This is a genomic window from Dysgonomonas sp. PH5-45 (assembly GCF_029893235.1).
GTDB lineage: Bacteria > Bacteroidota > Bacteroidia > Bacteroidales > Dysgonomonadaceae > UBA1309.
In genome coordinates this window covers 31,092-49,346 of sequence record NZ_JARXWE010000004.1, presented here as the reverse complement: position 1 = coordinate 49,346, position 18,255 = coordinate 31,092, and the positions used below count along the sequence as shown (strand labels likewise).

Annotated in this window: 16 protein-coding genes and 1 tRNA gene; 5 read left to right on the top strand and 12 right to left on the bottom strand. The window is 40.4% G+C overall.

The genetic code is table 11. The features are described from left to right. Positions 1 to 3 precede the first annotated feature (3 nt). The 3 genes from M2132_RS02635 to M2132_RS02625 all read right to left on the bottom strand — a co-directional run bounded on the left by M2132_RS02635 (position 4) and on the right by M2132_RS02625 (position 2,661). The gene (locus tag M2132_RS02635; RefSeq protein ID WP_280671068.1) at positions 4 to 960 is read right to left on the bottom strand and encodes an ROK family protein; all 957 of its coding nucleotides are present in this window, start codon (positions 958 to 960) and stop codon (positions 4 to 6) included. Between the two features lie 60 nt (positions 961 to 1,020). Then, the gene (meaB, locus tag M2132_RS02630) at positions 1,021 to 2,142 is read right to left on the bottom strand and encodes a methylmalonyl Co-A mutase-associated GTPase MeaB (protein ID WP_280671066.1); all 1,122 of its coding nucleotides are present in this window, start codon (positions 2,140 to 2,142) and stop codon (positions 1,021 to 1,023) included. 132 nt (positions 2,143 to 2,274) lie between these two features. Then, positions 2,275 to 2,661 carry a DUF1573 domain-containing protein gene (locus tag M2132_RS02625; RefSeq protein WP_280671064.1) on the bottom strand — a complete coding sequence of 129 codons (387 nt, stop codon included), beginning with the start codon at positions 2,659 to 2,661 and terminating at the stop codon, positions 2,275 to 2,277. A 316-nt stretch (positions 2,662 to 2,977) separates the two neighbouring features. Between M2132_RS02625 and secDF the strand changes: the two genes are divergently transcribed. Then, the gene (gene secDF, locus M2132_RS02620) at positions 2,978 to 5,938 is read left to right on the top strand and encodes a protein translocase subunit SecDF (RefSeq protein ID WP_280671061.1); all 2,961 of its coding nucleotides are present in this window, start codon (positions 2,978 to 2,980) and stop codon (positions 5,936 to 5,938) included. Positions 5,939 to 6,377: 439 nt separating this feature from the next. Here secDF and pnp read toward each other — a convergent pair whose 3' ends face one another. After that, positions 6,378 to 8,543 carry a polyribonucleotide nucleotidyltransferase gene (gene pnp, locus M2132_RS02615; RefSeq protein ID WP_280671059.1) on the bottom strand — a complete coding sequence of 722 codons (2,166 nt, stop codon included), beginning with the start codon at positions 8,541 to 8,543 and terminating at the stop codon, positions 6,378 to 6,380. Positions 8,544 to 8,748: 205 nt separating this feature from the next. Here pnp and M2132_RS02610 point away from each other — a divergent pair, with 205 nt between their 5' ends. The 3 genes from M2132_RS02610 to M2132_RS02600 all read left to right on the top strand — a co-directional run bounded on the left by M2132_RS02610 (position 8,749) and on the right by M2132_RS02600 (position 10,960). Beyond that, complete coding sequence (locus tag M2132_RS02610; protein ID WP_280671057.1) at positions 8,749 to 9,915, top strand: thioredoxin-like domain-containing protein; 1,167 nt, start codon at positions 8,749 to 8,751, stop codon at positions 9,913 to 9,915. A 167-nt stretch (positions 9,916 to 10,082) separates the two neighbouring features. Next, complete coding sequence (greA, locus tag M2132_RS02605; protein WP_280671055.1) at positions 10,083 to 10,553, top strand: transcription elongation factor GreA; 471 nt, start codon at positions 10,083 to 10,085, stop codon at positions 10,551 to 10,553. A 14-nt stretch (positions 10,554 to 10,567) separates the two neighbouring features. Then, complete coding sequence (locus tag M2132_RS02600; protein WP_280671053.1) at positions 10,568 to 10,960, top strand: HIT family protein; 393 nt, start codon at positions 10,568 to 10,570, stop codon at positions 10,958 to 10,960. A gap of 67 nt (positions 10,961 to 11,027) precedes the next feature. On the opposite strand, the gene M2132_RS02595 is transcribed toward M2132_RS02600, so the two are convergent. The 6 genes from M2132_RS02595 to nusB all read right to left on the bottom strand — a co-directional run bounded on the left by M2132_RS02595 (position 11,028) and on the right by nusB (position 15,744). After that, positions 11,028 to 11,825 (bottom strand): metal ABC transporter ATP-binding protein, encoded by a 798-nt coding sequence (locus M2132_RS02595; RefSeq protein ID WP_280671051.1) that lies wholly within the window; start codon positions 11,823 to 11,825, stop codon positions 11,028 to 11,030. Then, positions 11,818 to 12,714, bottom strand: a complete 897-nt coding sequence (locus M2132_RS02590; protein WP_280671049.1) for a metal ABC transporter solute-binding protein, Zn/Mn family — start codon at positions 12,712 to 12,714, stop codon at positions 11,818 to 11,820. Before M2132_RS02590 ends, M2132_RS02595 begins: the two co-directional genes overlap by 8 nt. Positions 12,715 to 12,725: 11 nt before the next feature. Then, a complete protein-coding gene (coaE, locus tag M2132_RS02585) occupies positions 12,726 to 13,301 on the bottom strand; it encodes a dephospho-CoA kinase (RefSeq protein ID WP_280671042.1) in 576 nt (191 codons plus the stop codon). After that, entirely contained in the window at positions 13,298 to 14,299 is a 1,002-nt protein-coding gene (locus tag M2132_RS02580) for a YbbR-like domain-containing protein (RefSeq protein WP_280671040.1), read from the bottom strand. The genes coaE and M2132_RS02580 overlap by 4 nt, the downstream gene beginning before the upstream one ends. Before the next feature lie 99 nt (positions 14,300 to 14,398). Then, positions 14,399 to 14,719, bottom strand: coding sequence for a preprotein translocase subunit YajC (yajC, locus tag M2132_RS02575; RefSeq protein ID WP_280671038.1), 321 nt, complete (start codon positions 14,717 to 14,719; stop codon positions 14,399 to 14,401). A 98-nt stretch (positions 14,720 to 14,817) separates the two neighbouring features. Further along, a complete protein-coding gene (gene nusB / locus M2132_RS02570; RefSeq protein ID WP_280671036.1) occupies positions 14,818 to 15,744 on the bottom strand; it encodes a transcription antitermination factor NusB in 927 nt (308 codons plus the stop codon). A 316-nt stretch (positions 15,745 to 16,060) separates the two neighbouring features. On the opposite strand from nusB, the gene M2132_RS02565 reads away from it, so the two are divergent. Continuing rightward, on the top strand, positions 16,061 to 16,636 hold the full coding sequence (locus tag M2132_RS02565) for a superoxide dismutase (protein ID WP_348523148.1): 576 nt from the start codon (positions 16,061 to 16,063) through the stop codon (positions 16,634 to 16,636). A gap of 109 nt (positions 16,637 to 16,745) precedes the next feature. On the opposite strand, the gene M2132_RS02560 is transcribed toward M2132_RS02565, so the two are convergent. Together M2132_RS02560 and M2132_RS02555 are read right to left on the bottom strand one after the other, a co-directional pair. Next, complete coding sequence (locus tag M2132_RS02560) at positions 16,746 to 17,984, bottom strand: hypothetical protein (protein WP_280671034.1); 1,239 nt, start codon at positions 17,982 to 17,984, stop codon at positions 16,746 to 16,748. 122 nt (positions 17,985 to 18,106) lie between these two features. After that, a tRNA-Thr gene (locus M2132_RS02555) sits at positions 18,107 to 18,180 on the bottom strand. Positions 18,181 to 18,255: the final 75 nt, after the last annotated feature.

The window sequence follows — 18,255 nt, the reverse complement described above, 5'->3', positions numbered from 1 at the left end:
CCTTCAGAATTCTTTTATTTCCCAACCCAAAGCGCTGGCTCCTAATATGGCAGCGTCACTTTCTTTCAATTCGGAAACTAAGAGTTTTGTTTTACCTTTATAGATATTCATAACATTGTTTTCCATGGACTCTTTTACAGGATTCATGATGAGAGCGCCTGCTTTGGTGAGTCCGCCAAACAGAATAATTGCTTCGGGACTCGAAAAAGCGATAAAATTGGCAAAGGCTTCACCCAAAATCTGTCCTGTATATGCAAACACTTCCTGCGCCAAAGCATCTCCTGCAATGGCTGCGTTATAAACATTTTCTGATGTTATGTTTTCCAGATCACGCAAAACACTGGTGTCGGCACGTTCGGTTAAAAATTCTCTGGCTGTGCGCGCAACGCCCGTAGCCGATGCGTAGGTTTCGAGACAGCCTTTGCGTCCACAACCACAAGTGCGTCCGTTCTTATGGATAGTGATATGCCCCAATTCTCCGGCAAAGCCATCGTGCCCGTATATTAGCTGTCCGTTAGCAACAATGCCCCCGCCAACACCTGTGCCGAGGGTAATGACAATAAAGTCTTTCATGCCGCGAGCCGCTCCATAAGTCATTTCACCTATTGCCGCCGCATTTGCGTCGTTTGTCAGCGAAACAGGGAGGTTCAGCCTGTCTGTCAGCATTTGTGCCATCGGAATCACTCCCTTCCATGGCAGATTTGGAGGCAATTCGATGCAGCCCGAAAAATAATTCCCATTGGGCGCCCCGATGCCAATACCTTTTATATACTGCTTGCCGCCAACCGTATTTATTATCTCGTCCAATGATTTTGCCAGATAATCGGCATAATCGTTTGCTTCGGGATACAATGAGGTTTTTATGGCGTTTTTCCCGATGATATGGCCTCTTTTGTCAACAACACCAAATACAGTGTTTGTTCCTCCTATATCAATACCTATGGCATATGGTTTTTCCATAACAGATTCATTATTTTGGCTTACTACTAACGTTTAAACATCTTACTTACCAAATAAGTTCTACTTTCTTTCATTCAGATAAATATCCATGACATGCTGTGCTGCTACAAACGAACTGAGTTGTGAGTTGAGGATCAATTCTTCGCTTTTTTTCAATTCGGCTTGTACTTTCTCGTCATTGTAGAAATTAGATTTCAAGCGTTCGTTTATGGTTTCGTACATCCAATATTTAGACTGTTCGTTCCTTCGGTATTCGAAGTAGCCATTATCTTTTACAAACCGGATGTAATCGTCTATCATTTGCCAAACTTCTTTTATCCCTAACTCGTAGTAACCCGAATAAGTTAAAACCTTGGGAGCCCAGCCCGATTCGGGCAATGGGAAAAGGTGCAAGGCATTTTCGAAATGCGATTTTGCCAGATTGGCCTTGTCTATGTTGTTTCCGTCGGCTTTGTTGATGACGATGCCGTCGGCCATTTCCATTATACCCCGTTTGATCCCCTGCAACTCGTCGCCTGTTCCGGCAAGCTGAATGAGCAGAAAAAAATCGACCATCGAGTGTACAGCGGTTTCAGACTGGCCTACACCTACTGTTTCTATTATAATACGGTCGAAGCCAGCCGCCTCGCAAAGCACTATCGATTCACGGGTTTTGCGGGCAACGCCTCCTAACGAACCGGCCGATGGCGAAGGGCGTATGAAAGCATTCTGAGCGACGCTCAGCCTTTCCATACGTGTTTTATCGCCCAAGATACTGCCTTTCGATACTTCGCTCGATGGGTCGATGGCCAGTACAGCCAACTTGCACCCTTCGTTCAGAATATTCATGCCAAAGGCGTCTATCGATGTACTTTTGCCTGCACCCGGAACACCGGTTATGCCCACACGTATCGAGTTTCCCGAATAAGGCAAACATTTTTCTATTACCTCTTGAGCCACAGACTGATGTTCGGGCTTTATGCTTTCTATCAATGTCACAGCCTGACTCAGCAATGCTATATCGCCTTTCAGGATACCTTCCACAAAGTCGGAAGCTGTATAAGTTTTTCTCTTAAAACGGCTGAAATCTTTCAGGTAAGGGTTTACGATAGGTTGTTCTGCAACTCCTTTATTTACTTGCAAAGATTCAAATTCGGAACCGTTTTCTATATGGTGGTGTTCGTCCAAGCCTGATGTATTCATACAAATTTGTTGTATAATTTTGATATAAAAATAAATATATAAAACTCCTTACAAATATAGTATAAAAAAAGCCGGATTGAAATTTAAAATCCAATCCGGTTTTCCTATATCGAGTAAAAGAAATTCTTCTGCTTATTTCTTTGGAAGAACCTCTCCTTTTATAACCAATCTGAATGTAGAGTCGGGCACATTAGTAAAGACCGTTGTTGTTTTATTGAACGACCCTACCCGGCCTGTTGTTGAGTAAGAAATTTTGATAGAACCTTTTTTACCCGGAAGCACAGGCTCTTTTGTGTATGATGTTGTTGTGCATCCGCAAGATACCGCAACTCTCTGGATAAGCAACGGGGCTTTACCTATATTCGTGAAGGTAAATTCGCTTGTAACCTGCCCGGCCTCTTCTGCTACTTTTCCAAAATCATGAACGTTTTTGTCGAATTTGGCTGCCACTTTATCTTGCGCGTTAGCAAAAGCGACACACAAGAAAAGCGATACTAATATTAAAGATAACTTTTTCATAATTTAAAATATCTAAAACAAATATATTTTTATTACCGAACACAAAGGTAACGATAAATTATAGACTATAATCTGTTTTAACATTTATTTCACTCAACACCAACATTCACAATTTAAGAACGTGTTTGTAATAAACCGGTTTGTAGCGAACTGAAAATATCATGTTGCAAGGATGGTAAATTAATGGGTGATTTTAACCTACAAAAAGAATAAAAAGATTATATTTGCACGCTTAAAGGTGCGTTTAAGCACAAATTATGCAATCAGAACAAAGAATAAATTAAAATAATCAAAAATAATTAAGTAAATTTAAAACATGCAAAACAAAGGATTTGTAAAAGTTTTTGCCGTTCTATTGACTTTGGTATGTTGTTACTATCTGTCTTTTTCGTTTGTAACAAGATATTATGAAAAAGAAGCGATAGAATATGCAAACGGAGATTACGAGCTCGAGTATCAGTATCTTGATTCTCTTGCTACTACAAATGTATGGTTGGGCTATACCCTAAAAGACTGTCGCGAAAGAGAAATCGGTTTAGGGCTTGACCTCAAAGGCGGGATGACAGTTCTCCTTGAGGTTGACGCGGCTGCGGTAATCAGAACACTGGCTAACACCGACGACCCTCAATTCGATCAGGCTCTTAAACAGGCAATCGACGAAAACACCAAGGGAACGAACAAAGACTTCGTGTCTCTTTTTGTTGAAAAATATGAGGCTATCAACAAATCTGCTAAATTGGCCGATATTTTTAGTAACGGATCGCTGAAAGACCAAATTAAATCGACCGACGATAACTCCAAAGTAAGAGATGTTCTTAACAAAGAGATAGAAAGCGCTGCCGACAATTCGTTCCAGGTATTGGGTACACGTATCGACCGTTTTGGTGTTGTTGCTCCTAATATTCAGAAGTTGCCCGGTAGGGCCGACCGTATCCAGATTGAGCTTCCTGGTATTAAAGAACCGGAGCGTGTTAAGAAGCTTCTTCAAGGAAATGCAAACCTTGAGTTTTGGCGTACATACACAACTCAAGAGATTGGCTCTTTCTTGTCGGAAGTAAATACTAAAAGTATAGAATATCTGGCTATTGCCAAAAAGGGTGAAAAAACTGCTCCGGTTGCAGCTACACCAGATTCTGCTGCTGTTGCCACAACCGATAGTGCCGCAGTGCCTGCGCCTGCTGTTGCGGAAGTTCCTGCAGTTGCCGCCGATAGCAGCAACAATATCGGTTACTCGAAAGGCTTGGTCGAATATTTTGCATCGCAAGGTTATGGAGCTGTTGTAGCACTTGTTGATAAAAAAGATACAGCCGAAGTAAACACCATACTTGCTAAGTTTAAGGATTCATATCCTATCGACCTTAAGTTTGCATGGGGCTTTAAGGCTGTAGACCGCGAAGGCGTTAAAAAAGAAACTTTCTACGAATTATACTCTCTCCGTGGTGATGGAACCAAAAAAGGACCAGCATTAGACGGAGACGCTGTTGTTTCGGCTAAAGCCGACCAAGTGCCAAACAAAGGTTGGGGTGTTAGCATGCAGATGAACTCTGCCGGAGCAAAAAAATGGGCCAGCATCACAGGTGCTGAAATAGGGCATAGTATTGCTATCGTTCTTGACGGATATGTTTATTCTGCGCCAAACGTAGACAATAAGATAGAAGGAGGTAACTCTTCTATTACAGGCCACTTCACGGTTGAAGAAGCCAAAGACTTGGAAAACGTTCTGAAATCGGGTAAAATGAAAGCCGGTGTACGTATCGTACAGGAAGATATAGTAGGTCCTTCGCTCGGAGAAGAAGCTATTCAGGCAGGATTGATTTCTTTTGTGATAGCACTTATTGTACTGATGCTTTACATGTGCCTTGTTTACGGTTTCATTCCGGGTATGATTGCTAACTGCGCGTTGTTGTTGAACTTGTTCTTCACATTGGGTATTTTGGCATCATTGCGGGCGGTTATGACTCTGCCGGGTATGGCGGGGCTTGTGTTGGCCTTGGCTATGGCTGTGGACGCTAATGTATTGATATACGAACGTACAAAAGAAGAATTGCGTGCAGGCAAGAATGTGAAAACAGCTGTTGCCGATGGTTACAAACATGCGTTCTCTGCAATTTTCGACTCTAACTTGACATCTATCATCACCGGACTTATCCTTTATAACTTCGGTTCGGGAGCTATCCGTGGTTTCGCTATCACTGAAATTATAGGTATCTCGGCTTCTTTCTTTACTGCAATCTTCATGACTCGTATAGTTTATGAATATGCGTTTTCGAAAGGTAAATTCCAAAACCTTACATTCGCAAGCAAGCCGCTTCAAAACTTCTTGATGGATACCAAGATTAACTTCTTGAATCTGCACCGCAAAGCTTATGCAGCATCACTTGCGATAATAATATTAGGTGTTATTTCTGTATTTACACTTGGTTTGAATGGTGGTATCGACTTCACCGGTGGACGTAACTACATTGTCCGCTTTGACAAACCTGTAAGCACAGAAGATATAACCGATGCGCTTAAACCTCAGTTCGGAGAAGCAAACGTAAGTGTTATAACAATTGGTTCGAGCAATCAGGTTCGTATCTCTACTAACTTCCGTATTGATGATACTAACGACGAGAGTGTGGAAAGCGAAATCAGAAGTAAAATGAATATTGCTCTTGCAAGTTTGATTGGTCAGGGAAAAACAATAGATGACTATATACAAAGTTCGCAAAAAGTAGGTCCGAGCGTTGCCGACGATATGAAAACGGCAGCATACGGAGCCGTTGGTCTTGCCATCTTGTGTATGGGATTGTACATCCTGTTCCGTTTCCGCGACGTTGCTTTCTCGGTAGGAACAATCATTGCTGTGGCGCACGATGCTGCAATAGTAATATTTGCATATTCGTTCTTCCATAAGCTTATGCCATTCTCGTTAGAGATAGACCAGACGTTTATTGCCGCAATACTTACCGTTATCGGGTTCTCTATTCACGATAAGGTGGTTATCTTTGACCGTGTTCGTGAACGCCGTAGAGACTTCCCAACACGCGATATTGCTGCTAATATAAACGATTCGTTGAATACAACCCTTACACGTACCATCAGTACATCTTTAAGTACGGTACTTGTGCTGATTTGTATCTTTATCTTCGGTGGAGATTCTATCAGAAGTTTTGCCTTTGCAATGTTGTTAGGTATAATCTTGGGTACTTATTCTTCTGTATTCATTGCTACACCAATAGCTTTCGAATTCCTAAAGAAAAAACAAGACAAAAAACAAGCTGAACTTAAAAAATAAAAGATAAACCTTTTATATATAACTATTACTAATAACTCCCTTTGGAAACCGTCCAAAGGGAGTTATTGTTTTTATAAGACCTTGTTATGATATTGTATTCCCGTAGTGCATTTGGATAGTTTTTGGTAACGATGCCAAAAATGGTTGGTATTTTTTTATTAAAGATCCTTCGTTTCACTCAGGGTGACAAAATGGATATATCTTATTTCTCAGATAATTAGCTTTTATTTTCTAAATTCACTACGGGTATATTTACTTGTCGTACTGATACTTTGATAGAGGCATTCTTTTTTGATGGATTTTTCAACACTGTTCAGAGAGGTGTAAATCCCCTATATGAATTAAACAACTCTAAATACGCCAATATAATATAACGAAAGCCGGTGAATGTTCACCGGCTTTTCCAATATTTCTATACTTTATTAAGTAGAGTCTTGCTTTAATCTTCTTTGTTAGCTTCTTTCTTTACAACAGGTTTGTCTGGTCTTGGAGGACGAGGCAATAAGGCTTTAACCGAAAGTTTTATCTTGCCTGTTTTGGCATCAATATCAACCAGTTTAACGTCAATCATATCACCTTCTTTAAGGCCTGCTTTCTCCATGTCTTCAACACGTTCCCACGAAAGTTCGGAGATATGCAACAATCCGTCTTTGCCCGGAAGGAATTCGCAGAATGCACCATAAGGCATGATTGAACGCACTTTTGCATGATATACTTCACCGATTTCGGGAACAGCAATAATGCCTCTGATCTTAGCCATTGCGGCATCGATAGATTCCTTGTTGTTAGCAGAAACTTCAACACGGCCTTGATTGTCGATTTCTTCGATAGTAATAACGGCGCCTGTTTCTTCCTGCATACCTTGTATGATTTTTCCGCCCGGCCCGATAACCGCTCCGATAAAGTCTTTAGGAATAAATATAACTTCGATGCGTGGAGCATTTGGTTTGAAGTCTGGTCTTGGTTCCGGTAGGGTTTCCAATACTTTACCCATGATATGAAGGCGTCCTTCGCGAGCTTGGTTCAACGCTTTTTCAAGAATTTCATACGAAAGTCCGTCTACCTTTATATCCATCTGGGTTGCGGTGATACCGTCTTTTGTTCCGCATACTTTAAAGTCCATATCTCCTAAATGGTCTTCATCGCCCAAAATGTCGGAAAGAACTGCAAAATTATTTCCTTTATTTTCCGAAATAAGTCCCATTGCGATACCTGTAACAGGTTTTTTAATCTGTACCCCTGCATCCATAAGAGCCAAGGTTCCGGCACATACGGTTGCCATTGATGACGACCCGTTCGATTCCAGAATGTCAGACACAACCCGCAATACATAAGGATAATTTTCGGGTATCATTGGTTTCAAAGCGCGGAAAGCCAAATTCCCGTGTCCTATCTCACGGCGGCCAACACCTCTCTGTGGGCGGGCATCTCCGGTTGAGAATGGAGGGAAGTTATAGTGTAACAAGAAACGACCACGACCGTAGTTCAGAACATCGTCAATGATTTTTTCGTCAAGCTTCGTTCCCAATGTTACAGTAGTTAAAGACTGGGTTTCGCCACGAGTGAAGATAGCCGAACCATGAGCCCCCGGAAGGTAGTCAACCTCGCTCCAGATAGGGCGGATTTCGGTTGTTTTACGTCCATCCAAGCGTTTCCCTTCGTCAAGGATTGAACGGCGCATGGCTTCCTTTTCTACATCGTGATAGTAGCGTGAAATCAAAGCACCTTTGGCAGCCAGATCTTCTTCCGTAAAATTAGATTTATATTCTTCGAGCACTGCACCGAAGTTTTCGCTACGCTCATGTTTGTTTGGGTTGCAAGCCGTTGCCACAGCATAAGCCTTGTCGTAGCATTTAGCCCAAACGTCTTTGCGTAGGTCTTCGTCGTTCTCTTCGTGGCAATATGTGCGTTTTACGGTTGTGCCGCATATTTCCATAAGTTCTATTTGTGCTTGGCACTGAACTTTAATGGCTTCGTGAGCAACTTTGATAGCTTCGAGCATTTCCGCTTCCGAAACTTCAAGCATTTCGCCTTCAACCATCATAATATTATCTATTGTTGCACCCACCATGATGTCCATATCGGCTTTTGCAAGCTCTTCGAATGTTGGGTTTACAACAAAATTACCATCTACACGAGCCACACGTACTTCCGATATAGGACCGTTGAAAGGAATGTCTGACACAGCCAGCGCAGCCGACGCTGCAAGCCCTGCCAAAGCATCGGGCATATCCTTACCGTTTGAGGAGAGCATAAGGATGTTAACAAAAACCTCTGCATGATAATCGTCCGGGAATAATGGACGCAAAGCCCTGTCTACCAAACGGCAAGTCAGAATCTCAGAATCTGATGCACGTCCTTCGCGGCGAGTAAAACCTCCGGGAAAACGCCCAAAAGCAGCATATTTCTCTTTATATTCAACCTGTAGTGGCATAAAGTCCACACCCGGATTAGCGTCTTTAGCGGCACAAACCGTGGCCAAAAGAATAGTGTCGCCCATTCTTACGGTAACAGATCCGTCTGCTTGTTTTGCTAATTTTCCGGTTTCAATGGTGATAGTCCTTCCATCACCTAAATCGATACTCTTTGTAATCGGATTAATCATAAATATTTCTTTTCATCTAAAAATTCGAACAAAGGTAAAGAATACTTTTCAATTTAACGGACTGATTTTTACAGAAAGTAAAGTAAAGCTGGCTAAAATAGTTTTGATATCAAAGTCTTGTATGGCTTGTCTGAAAATTTCGCAACATAATTCTGTATATTTGCAGTGAAAATGAAGAAACAAAAAACAATTTTATATTAAGATTATGAACAGACAGAAAACCGTAGTAAAGAGCATTTTTCTTCTTTTGCTGACGTTAATAACCGTCACGGCGTGCAATAAGAAGCCGCAATTTACGGTTGAGGGTATAATAGAAAATGCCGACAGTACAACCCTTTACCTCGAAAAAAGAGATTTTAACGGTACAATTCTTTTAGATTCCGTACACCTCGATAAAGAAGGAAAGTTCAGCTTTAAAAGCGATGCCCCGCAATATCCTGAGCTTTATGTGCTGCGTATAGGCCGGCAAGTTATCAATTTGGGAATAGACTCTACCGAAACAATAACTGTACAAGCCTCAAAAAATAGCTTTGCCGAGAATTATAATATAGAAGGTTCGGATGTATGTTCCGATATAAAAATGGTTACTTTAGAACAATACAAACTTTCTAAAACGATGGGCGATTTAGCGGCGAAGCTAAGCGCGAAATTGATAACCGAGCAGGAATACACAGACCAATTATTGGTGGCTGTTGATGAATATAAGGCCCTTGCCCTGAAAATAATTGCAAAAGCACCGCAAAGTTTGGCAGCCTATTATGCTTTATTCCAAAAGGTGGGCGATTATCTGATTTTTGACCCTTACGACAAAAAAGAATCAAAATACTTCGGGGCTGTTGCCACCCAATGGGATTTTCGATATAAAGACAGTCCTCGTACCAAACATCTGTACGATTTTACTTTAAGTGCCATAAAAACACAACGTGACATGAATCAGAGTGCATCGCTGCTCAATAATATAGATATTCAGGATGCCTCCACAGTGATGGATATAGATTTGATAAATAACCGGGGGCAAAGTATTAAACTTTCGTCACTAAAGGGGAAAGTAGTTATTTTGGATTTTACCGCCTACCAATCGGAATATTCGCCAGCGCATAACGCCCTGTTGAACAAGATATACGGAAAATACAGGGAGCGCTTAGAAATATATCAGGTGTCGTTCGACCAAGAAATGCACCTCTGGAACAATGCTACAACCAATCTGCCGTGGGTATGCGTAAAAGCAGATAACAGCCAACAAAAAACCTTGCTGCAACAATATAATATACAATCGTTGCCTACAACATATATCCTTAATAAAGACGGCGATATTGTGAAACGCGTCATCAAATACGAAAGTATGGATGCGGAACTAAGCAAACTATTATAATGTTTTAAAACACAGGCTAAAGTTGCAAAGCAGAGAAAATTAGCCTATCTTTGCTTTAATACATCAAAAAAAGGAAAGGAGTTCTGGTCTATATCGGCAAGGATTCTTTTTCTTTTTGCTTTATTTTTAAATTGAAAAAAAATGTGTAACGTAATAAATTAATTATTATGGCAGTTAACTACATGACCGAAGATGGTTATAAAAAATTGAAAGAAGAGATTTATCAACTCGAAACCTTCGAGAGACCCGCTATATCGAAACAAATAGCCGAAGCCCGTGATAAAGGCGATTTGTCTGAAAACGCCGAGTATGACGCAGCTAAAGAAGCACAAGGCATCCTTGAAGCTAAAATTGCCCAGTTGAAAGGTTTATTGGCCAGTGCGCGCCTTATCAATGAGGATGCAATAGGTACAGACAAAGTTCAAATACTCAACAAGGTAACGATAAAAAATACCAAAAACAACCAACAGATGACTTATACATTGGTTGCCGAAAGCGAAGCTAATCTGAAGGAGAATAAGATAGCTGTAAATACGCCTATTGCTCAGGGTTTGATGGGTAAGAAAGTGGGCGATATCGCAGAAATAAAAGTTCCTTCGGGAATAATGACTTTCGAAATTATGGATATCTCAATCTAAAAAAGAGTGTGAAGATGGCTACAATTTTCAGCAGAATAATAGCAGGCGAAATTCCTTCGTACAAAATAGCGGAAGACGATCGGTTTTATGCTTTTCTTGACATAAATCCGATGGCTAAAGGACATACCTTGGTTGTGCCCAAACAAGAAACGGATTATATATTCGATTTGGACGATGCCACTATATCAGACATGATGCTGTTTGCGAAACGTGTAGCTGCTGCTATAAAGAAGGCCATACCCTGCCAACGGGTGGGTGTTATGGTTATAGGGCTGGAGGTACCTCATGCACACATACATTTGATTCCTATAAACGAGGAGTCGGACATGAATCCGGCAAATCCTAAGCTAAAGCTCGAACAGAGCGAATTTGAGGAAATCTGTAAAAAAATACGCCTGAATTTCTGAACAGGAAAAAACTTTATTTTTACTCATAAAAAACATCTCCCGGTTTTTCTTGGGAGATGTTTTTTCTTTAAGGAGATTCTATATCGTCATCGCAACATTTGCATCCCTCATGTTTATCTAAAACCCTGTGCGGAAAGCTTCCGTGTGTTATGAGTTCTATCGGACACGATGTGTATGTTCTTTCCAACCATTCGGCACTGATGTTTCGTCCGGAATGGTAATGCAGACCTTCGTTTACACAAGCTATGTTCTTAACAAGCGGCAGTATTGTACCTATGTCGTGCGAAACAAGGATTATACTTGTATTCTGGTTTATTGTTTCAAGGATATTGTAGAAGTTAGATTCGAAACGCTTGTCTACATACGAGTTTGGCTCGTCCAGAATCAACAAGTCGGGGCTATCAACAATGGCTCGCCCCAACAGGGTTCGCTGCAACTGTCCGCCCGATAGTTGCCCGATAGGTCTATGCAGGAGATCGAGTACACCCATTTGTGAGGCTATATCCGAGGCGTGGTCTTTCTGCTGTTTGGTATAGGATGAAAGGAACGATCGGTTAATAGTCAACCCCGATAAAATAACTTCCATAACGGAAATCGGGAAATTCTTATCTATCTTGTTTATTTGAGGCAGGTAGCCGATATTCAGTTGGCGGACTGTTTTACCATTTTTTGAAAAAATGATTTTCCCTTTCGATGGCTTTATGGCTCCCAATATGGTGCGCAATAAGGTTGTTTTGCCTCCACCGTTTGGACCTATTATGCCCAAGAAGTCGTTTGGGAAAACATCTAAATTGATATTCTTCAAAACATCGGGCTTGTTTTTGTAGCCTACGCTTACGTCGTGTATTTCAATGATTTTATTCATTGTTTTGGGCAAGGGCTTTTGCTATCTTAATCATTTCTTCGTCCCAGTTATAGCCCATAAGATTGATTGTTACAATCCGGGCGCCTATCTGCTTTGCTATTACCTCTGCATTCTTCTGGTCGTATTCGGCTTGTACGAAAACTATTTTTATGTTTTCGGCTTTGGCCAAGTCTATAAGTTCTTTTAGTTGTATGGGGCTGGGTTGTTTGCCTTGGTGTTCTATACTGTATTGCTTCAGATTGTATTCTTCGGCTAAGTAAGACAAAGCGGGATGGTAAATAACGAAGGAGCGCGATGGCGCTGAAGCCAAAGACGCTTTAAAGATGCTATCGACTTTCGAGATAGTTTTGTCGAGTTCCAGAAAGTTTTTTTCGTAAAAATCTTTATTGGTGGCATCGTGTTCTATCATTTCGTTTTTCATATTTACAGCCATTTGCCGTGCGGTTCGCGGCGAACTCCAGATATGGGGGTCGGGGCCTTCGTGACTATGCTTGTGTTCATGTTCGTGATCGTGTCCGCCACCACATTCGCTTACTATTGGAACTATCGCTTCGGAACTATTCACGATTTTTAGCGATGGGTTATTCTTCTGTATATTGTTCAACCAAGCATTTTCAAAATTCAGATATCCGATTTTGAAGTATAATTTACTCTTCCCCAAATCGACCATTTGGGCAGGAGCAGGGTCGTAGCTTTCCGGATTGGAACCATCGGGGATAATAGTTTTGATTTCGTAATTGTTTTTGACAATCTTTTCAAGGAAAAACTTTTGGGGTTCGATTGACACGAATATTACTTCTTTCCTTTCCAGATCGGGTTTACAGCCTGTAAACAAAGTAATACAACAGGCTATTGATACTAAAAAATATGTGCTTGTTTTTTTGAACATAAGTATATGGTTTATAGCGCATCCAAGATGGCTATCGTTTGTTTTATTAATGACTCTTTTTCGGTGTTATAGATAACAAAATCGGCTAACTTCATTTTTTCTTCGTCCGACATTTGGCTGTTTATTCTTTCCAGTATTTTTGTGCGGGGAGCATCGTCCCGTAGCATGATTCGTTCTATCCGTGTTTCAAGAGGAGCATAAACTACAATTACTTTATCCATTAGTTCGTTCAATCCCGATTCGAAAAGAATTGCAGCCTCTTGTGCCACGATAGGGTAGTGGTTGTGCCTGTCAACCCATCTCAGAAAGTCGTTACGAACTTCGGGGTGAATTATTTTGTTTACCTGTTCAAGTTTATCTTTGTCTGTAAATATTATGGATGCCAGTTTTGGTTTATTGAGCTTACCATCTGGATATAGGTCTTCACCAAACAGGGCGGTTAGTTTTTCTTTTATTACAGGCGATGTGTTGGTGAGTCTTTTGCTTTCTGTGTCGGCAATATAAACAGGGATTCCCATTAGCTTCAGAAGCTCTGATATTGTTGATTTACCACTGCCAATACCTCCGGTAATCCCTATGATTTTCATTTTTTCTTAACTTTATTGTCTTTTTCTTCAAAAACAAATTCAATTTCGGAAGGATTTAAAGATATATTCCTTACATAGGTAGGGCTTGAGGTTAACCGCAAAGGAGCTTTCATTTCTTTTTTATGAATCAGCTCGTTGTAGTCTATTTCGATGATGAAGTCTTCCGTAATGACTTCCTTGTATCTGGAACGACCAACAAAGAACGAAATTTTGGAGGAAGAAGGAAACATTCTTATATCCAGATTTTCAGGTAGATTTACACATTTTATGGGAGCTGTGATGTCTTTCTGAAGATATTCTTCGACAGGGATTTCTAATTCAACCTTATCGGGAACATATTTTATATTTTTTATCGTCCTGAAGCGGGTTGGGATACATTCCCTCGTTTTTAAATCCTCGATTGTGTCGTTTACGGTGTATGCAAAATTGGTTTTCTTTAAAACATCTTCCGGACCGAATATGGTAACAGAATCGGGATACAGCAGAATGTCTCCGGTAAGTAAATATCCGGGCGAGAGCGAGATTGTACCATCAAAAACAACCGGGACTTTCTTACTTTTCAGCACATCGAACTCAATGTATATACGTGCGGGAGAGTAACTTATCATTTCTGACGTTTTCAAGAGTTTGCCTCGCAGAAGTTCTTCGTATACGGCGCTTTGCAGGGTATGTGACTTATTTTTTAGCAGCGCTCCCACATCAATTGTGACAACTTCGTTGTTTCTGGAGAAAAAATAACGGAAAAGGGCTATCCCTTTGTCTTTTATGCGAACGGATACTTTTTCGGGGAGTGTGTTTTCTATAACTATGCTATCGGGTATATTCTTGTATTCGACCGCTATTTTGATAGTTGATTCGAAAGTTTCCCGATAGACCTGCATCAACCAAAAAACGGCGGCAAGGATAATGAACACAGAAAAAGTCAGAACCTTATTCCACGTTAGCTTGGCAAACGATGTTCTGACTTTTTTTAATATTTCATCTCCAATATTACCCATATTTCTTGGATATATTATTAAGTATTATTCGTGTTACTTACCAAAAGTGATACATTTCCTCCACAAAGCAAACACGACAAGGGGAGGGAAAACTTCTTATTATTTAGAAGCAGCCTCCTCGGTATTAGTACCGGCAGGATGAACGGAAGTTTTTTCTACTTTTACTTTAACACCTTCCGCAATTTCTATAACGAAGGTAGTATCTTTTATTTCACGTATTTTCCCGTGGAAGCCGCCTGCTGTAACAATTCTGTCGCCAACCTTCAAGGCTTCGCGGGCTTGGTTTATCGCTTTTTGTTTTTTTTGCTGTGGGCGTATCATGAAAAAATAGAAAATAGCAATGATTGCCACCATCATAACTACGGTTGACACCATACTGGAGCCGCCACCGGCATCCTGAAGTAAAAGTAAAAGAGTCATAATTTTATATATTTTAATTTATTAATTGATACAAAGATACAAGTATTTTGTACGAGATATATTCTGTATTTTTCTTTTTATCTGTTAAATCTATCTATTTATTGTTTAATTATCCGGTTGTTTTTCTTTAAATCGGCAACGATGGTATCCAATATTCCGTTTATGAACGAAGCACTTTTTTGAGTACTGTAAACCTTGGCTATGTTGATGTATTCGTTGAGCGTTACACTGACAGGGATATTCGGGAAATTCAGTATTTCTGAAATAGCAATCTGCATAACAATCTGATCCATGAGGGCGATGCGCTCCGACTCCCAGTTTTTTGCGTATTGGGCTATCATTTGCTCGTACTCTGTTGAGTTGAGCATTGTTTCGTGCAACAGTTTTTTTGCAAAAAGCTTGTCTTCTTCGTCCTTGTACATTGGCAACAGTTCTTGTTCAGTACCGTTTTTTTCGTCAAACCGCTTAATGGTTTTCAGCACAAACGATTCAACAATTTCGATGTCGTCGTTCCAGAAAAGGCTTTCGTCTTCGAGTAGGTCTTCCAGCTCTTCGTTTTCGGTAATGAATTTCTTGAATGTTTTTTTCCAGAATGTGCGGTCGGCTTCGTAGCTTGTGTCACTATCCGAAGTATATTCCTTATATAGGCTTGACGATAAGATAGTATCCAGTAGTTTGCGAACAAATGTAGAATTTTCGCTCCAGTTCAGAGGGCGTTCTTTCAGATAATTGTTAAACTGGGTATTCGATTTCAGTTGGTTTATAAACTTGTTATCCAGAAGGCGCGTATTGGGATGCAACTCTTCTTGTGTGGGTAGAAGTTTGTTTTTGCCTTGTTCAATCTTTTTTGAGTACATGTCTGTAATCTCTATCATCAGCAAGAGTAGGTAGTAATACAGATCGTACGATTTCTGAAGGCTGAAGTTCAAACTCGATTCCGCTATCTTTAAGTCCCTGTTATGACTCAATTCTATCGAATACAAAATTTGGACAACTCTAATACGAATGAGAACGCGATTTATCATTTTACTGTTTTGACTTATGAGAGTACAAAAATACATTATTTTTTTTGTTTGTTGTAGCTAAAAGCACATCTATTTAGATAAAAATATACTATTTCTATGTCGGTTAAATATTATCTATCCTTATTTCCGGCAAAACAGGGAACAATATTTGATTGATGAGCGTTAATTAGATATACGATTTGATAAGCTATTAAAATATAATCTATTTATGAACAATAATGTATTTGCAACAATGGCTATATCCTTTATGTTGAGTTTAGGACTACCATCGTATGCTACGAACGATATAAGTATTAACGCTAAAAATAAAGAAATTATGAAATTTGAATTACCTGTGTTGCCATATGCAACCGATGCTTTAGAACCTGTTATCAGCAAACAAACAATAGAATTTCACTACGGAAAGCATTTGCAGACCTATGTGAACAATCTGAATAATTTGCTACCCGGCAGTAAGTTTGAAAATGCCGACCTTATTACCATTGTGAAGGAAAGCGATGGTGCATTTTTCAACAATGCGGGTCAGGTACTGAATCACAACCTTTACTTCCTGTCGTTCAGTCCTAAAGGTGGAGGTGAACCTAAAGGAAAACTGGCGGAGGCTATTAATGCCGAATGGGGATCGTTCGAAAACTTTAAGAAAGAATTTAATGCGGCAAGCGTTGCTTTGTTTGGTTCGGGATGGGCTTGGCTGGCAAAGGACGGTAATGGTAAATTATCAATCACCAAAGAGACGAATGCCGGCAATCCTGTAACAAAAGGATTGACACCTATATTGGGCTTTGATGTTTGGGAACATGCATACTATCTTGACTATCAGAACAGGCGTGCCGACCACTTGAATGATTTGTGGAAGATAATAGATTGGGACGCAGTTGGTGCGCGTTACTAAAAAATATATTCGATAATGGATGAGCTATAAATGCTTTTACCAACAAGGGTGGCAGGTCTTTTTTTAGACTTGCCACTTTTAGTGTTTGGGTGTTTTCAGCGCATTTATCCTAACCGTATATTTCGTTAAAAGGAGAGTCCAGAAATTCGTCGTCGATATATTCTTTTGCCGTTTCTATAAACAGCTGTAATCCGCCTTCTTTTACGAAGGCTGCCCACACTTTTTTTCCGTATTTCTTATCCTTGTCCTCATAAAATCTTGCAAAAAGTTCTTTCAGGTAATCTTCTATTCCTTTGTCGATGGTGCGGTATCGTTTAGGGTCGTACTTTACCTTTATCAAGTAGAAACCATCTTGCCTTTTTATTTCCAGATAAGTTCCGGTACTCATCTTTATATTTTTGTCGGCAAGTCGTAGTACGATACAAGGAAATTCGTCAACGCTTTTCTCCATCTCTAAAACGGCACTTCCGTTAAGAATTGAAATCTTTTTGCTGTTGGCCGGAGCTTTTGTTTCGGTATTTTTTTCATTTGTCCGTGGTTTATCGTACTGGGGCACATCTTGGCCTGCAATCATGGCTGCCATTGCGGCTTCGGCTTCTTCCATGGTTTCGTAAACAGAGAGGCTTATCACTTCCACTTCTTCGGAATGCCCCACTTCTTCCACTGAAATCTCTTCAATTTCCGTAGCCGAATCATCAATGTCAGGTATCTTGTACTGCCCCCATGCACATTTTATGGGTTGGTGATCCCTGTCGTAAGCTGCCCAAGTACCAACAAATTGATTGTTGATATAGGCATCCGAGTCGTCAGGAATGTCGTCGTACAGAAGTTGACCCGTTAAGTCTACGTACCATCTACTGACTACTATTCCCCGAAATGCACCATCGCCCTCCTGTTCTTTATCGGTGTCTAAATGAAAGTTAGCTATGACCAATCCTTGTTTTTTTATTTTTCCTTCCATCCAATCGTCAATGCCAAAGTCTAATTCCTTGAGTTCGCGTACCTCATCTACGAGTAGGCTCCCCTTAAAATCGCGTTCCCTATGGTTGCGGCTGATTACGCCCTCAACGAGATATTCAGTAGAAGATATTCTCTCTACTTTATTGAAAGCAAACTCCAAATCGCTATACCATCCTTCGCCCAAATATCCTTGATAGGGGTGAGGGTTTAACCAAAGAATGCTAAAGTCAAATTCTTTCCATTCTTCTACCTTCATTTTCGTGGAAGGCATAGCTGCTAATTGTTGTTGTTTCCAATTCTCTATGCGGTTTTCGCTTTGTGCTTTGCAGGGAAAGGAGGTTGCGAGTAGTAAAAACAATAGTGTTAGTATGTGTTGTAGCCTGTACATATGAGGGTGTTATTTGCAATTAAATTTTTGTATCGTTTCGGGTATTTGCTCCCAAAAATATTGTGAGAAACGAAAAAAAGCATTCGATTCAGAGAAAATCAAATGCTTTTATCGTTCTTTTGAGCCTCTTGTCGGATTCGAACCAACGACCCCGAGATTACAAATCACGTGCTCTGGCCAACTGAGCTAAAGAGGCAAGCGGGTAAGCTTACTATATCGCGCCGCTACAACCAACTACCCTTGCTGCGATCAAACCCTGGGGGATTCATCA

Excerpts from the sequence above, each read along its gene's own strand:
- pnp (WP_280671059.1), bottom strand. The coding sequence starts at position 8,543 with ATGATTAATCCGATTACAAAGAGTATCGATTTAGGTGATGGAAGGACT.
- yajC (WP_280671038.1), bottom strand. The coding sequence starts at position 14,719 with ATGACTCTTTTACTTTTACTTCAGGATGCCGGTGGCGGCTCCAGTATG.
- M2132_RS02560 (WP_280671034.1), bottom strand. The coding sequence starts at position 17,984 with ATGTACAGGCTACAACACATACTAACACTATTGTTTTTACTACTCGCA.
- M2132_RS02600 (WP_280671053.1), top strand. The coding sequence starts at position 10,568 with ATGGCTACAATTTTCAGCAGAATAATAGCAGGCGAAATTCCTTCGTAC.
- M2132_RS02565 (WP_348523148.1), top strand. The coding sequence starts at position 16,061 with ATGAAATTTGAATTACCTGTGTTGCCATATGCAACCGATGCTTTAGAA.
- M2132_RS02580 (WP_280671040.1), bottom strand. The coding sequence starts at position 14,299 with ATGGGTAATATTGGAGATGAAATATTAAAAAAAGTCAGAACATCGTTT.
- M2132_RS02610 (WP_280671057.1), top strand. The coding sequence starts at position 8,749 with ATGAACAGACAGAAAACCGTAGTAAAGAGCATTTTTCTTCTTTTGCTG.
- meaB (WP_280671066.1), bottom strand. The coding sequence starts at position 2,142 with ATGAATACATCAGGCTTGGACGAACACCACCATATAGAAAACGGTTCC.
- M2132_RS02625 (WP_280671064.1), bottom strand. The coding sequence starts at position 2,661 with ATGAAAAAGTTATCTTTAATATTAGTATCGCTTTTCTTGTGTGTCGCT.
- nusB (WP_280671036.1), bottom strand. The coding sequence starts at position 15,744 with ATGATAAATCGCGTTCTCATTCGTATTAGAGTTGTCCAAATTTTGTAT.
- secDF (WP_280671061.1), top strand. The coding sequence starts at position 2,978 with ATGCAAAACAAAGGATTTGTAAAAGTTTTTGCCGTTCTATTGACTTTG.
- coaE (WP_280671042.1), bottom strand. The coding sequence starts at position 13,301 with ATGAAAATCATAGGGATTACCGGAGGTATTGGCAGTGGTAAATCAACA.
- greA (WP_280671055.1), top strand. The coding sequence starts at position 10,083 with ATGGCAGTTAACTACATGACCGAAGATGGTTATAAAAAATTGAAAGAA.
- M2132_RS02635 (WP_280671068.1), bottom strand. The coding sequence starts at position 960 with ATGGAAAAACCATATGCCATAGGTATTGATATAGGAGGAACAAACACT.
- M2132_RS02595 (WP_280671051.1), bottom strand. The coding sequence starts at position 11,825 with ATGAATAAAATCATTGAAATACACGACGTAAGCGTAGGCTACAAAAAC.
- M2132_RS02590 (WP_280671049.1), bottom strand. The coding sequence starts at position 12,714 with ATGTTCAAAAAAACAAGCACATATTTTTTAGTATCAATAGCCTGTTGT.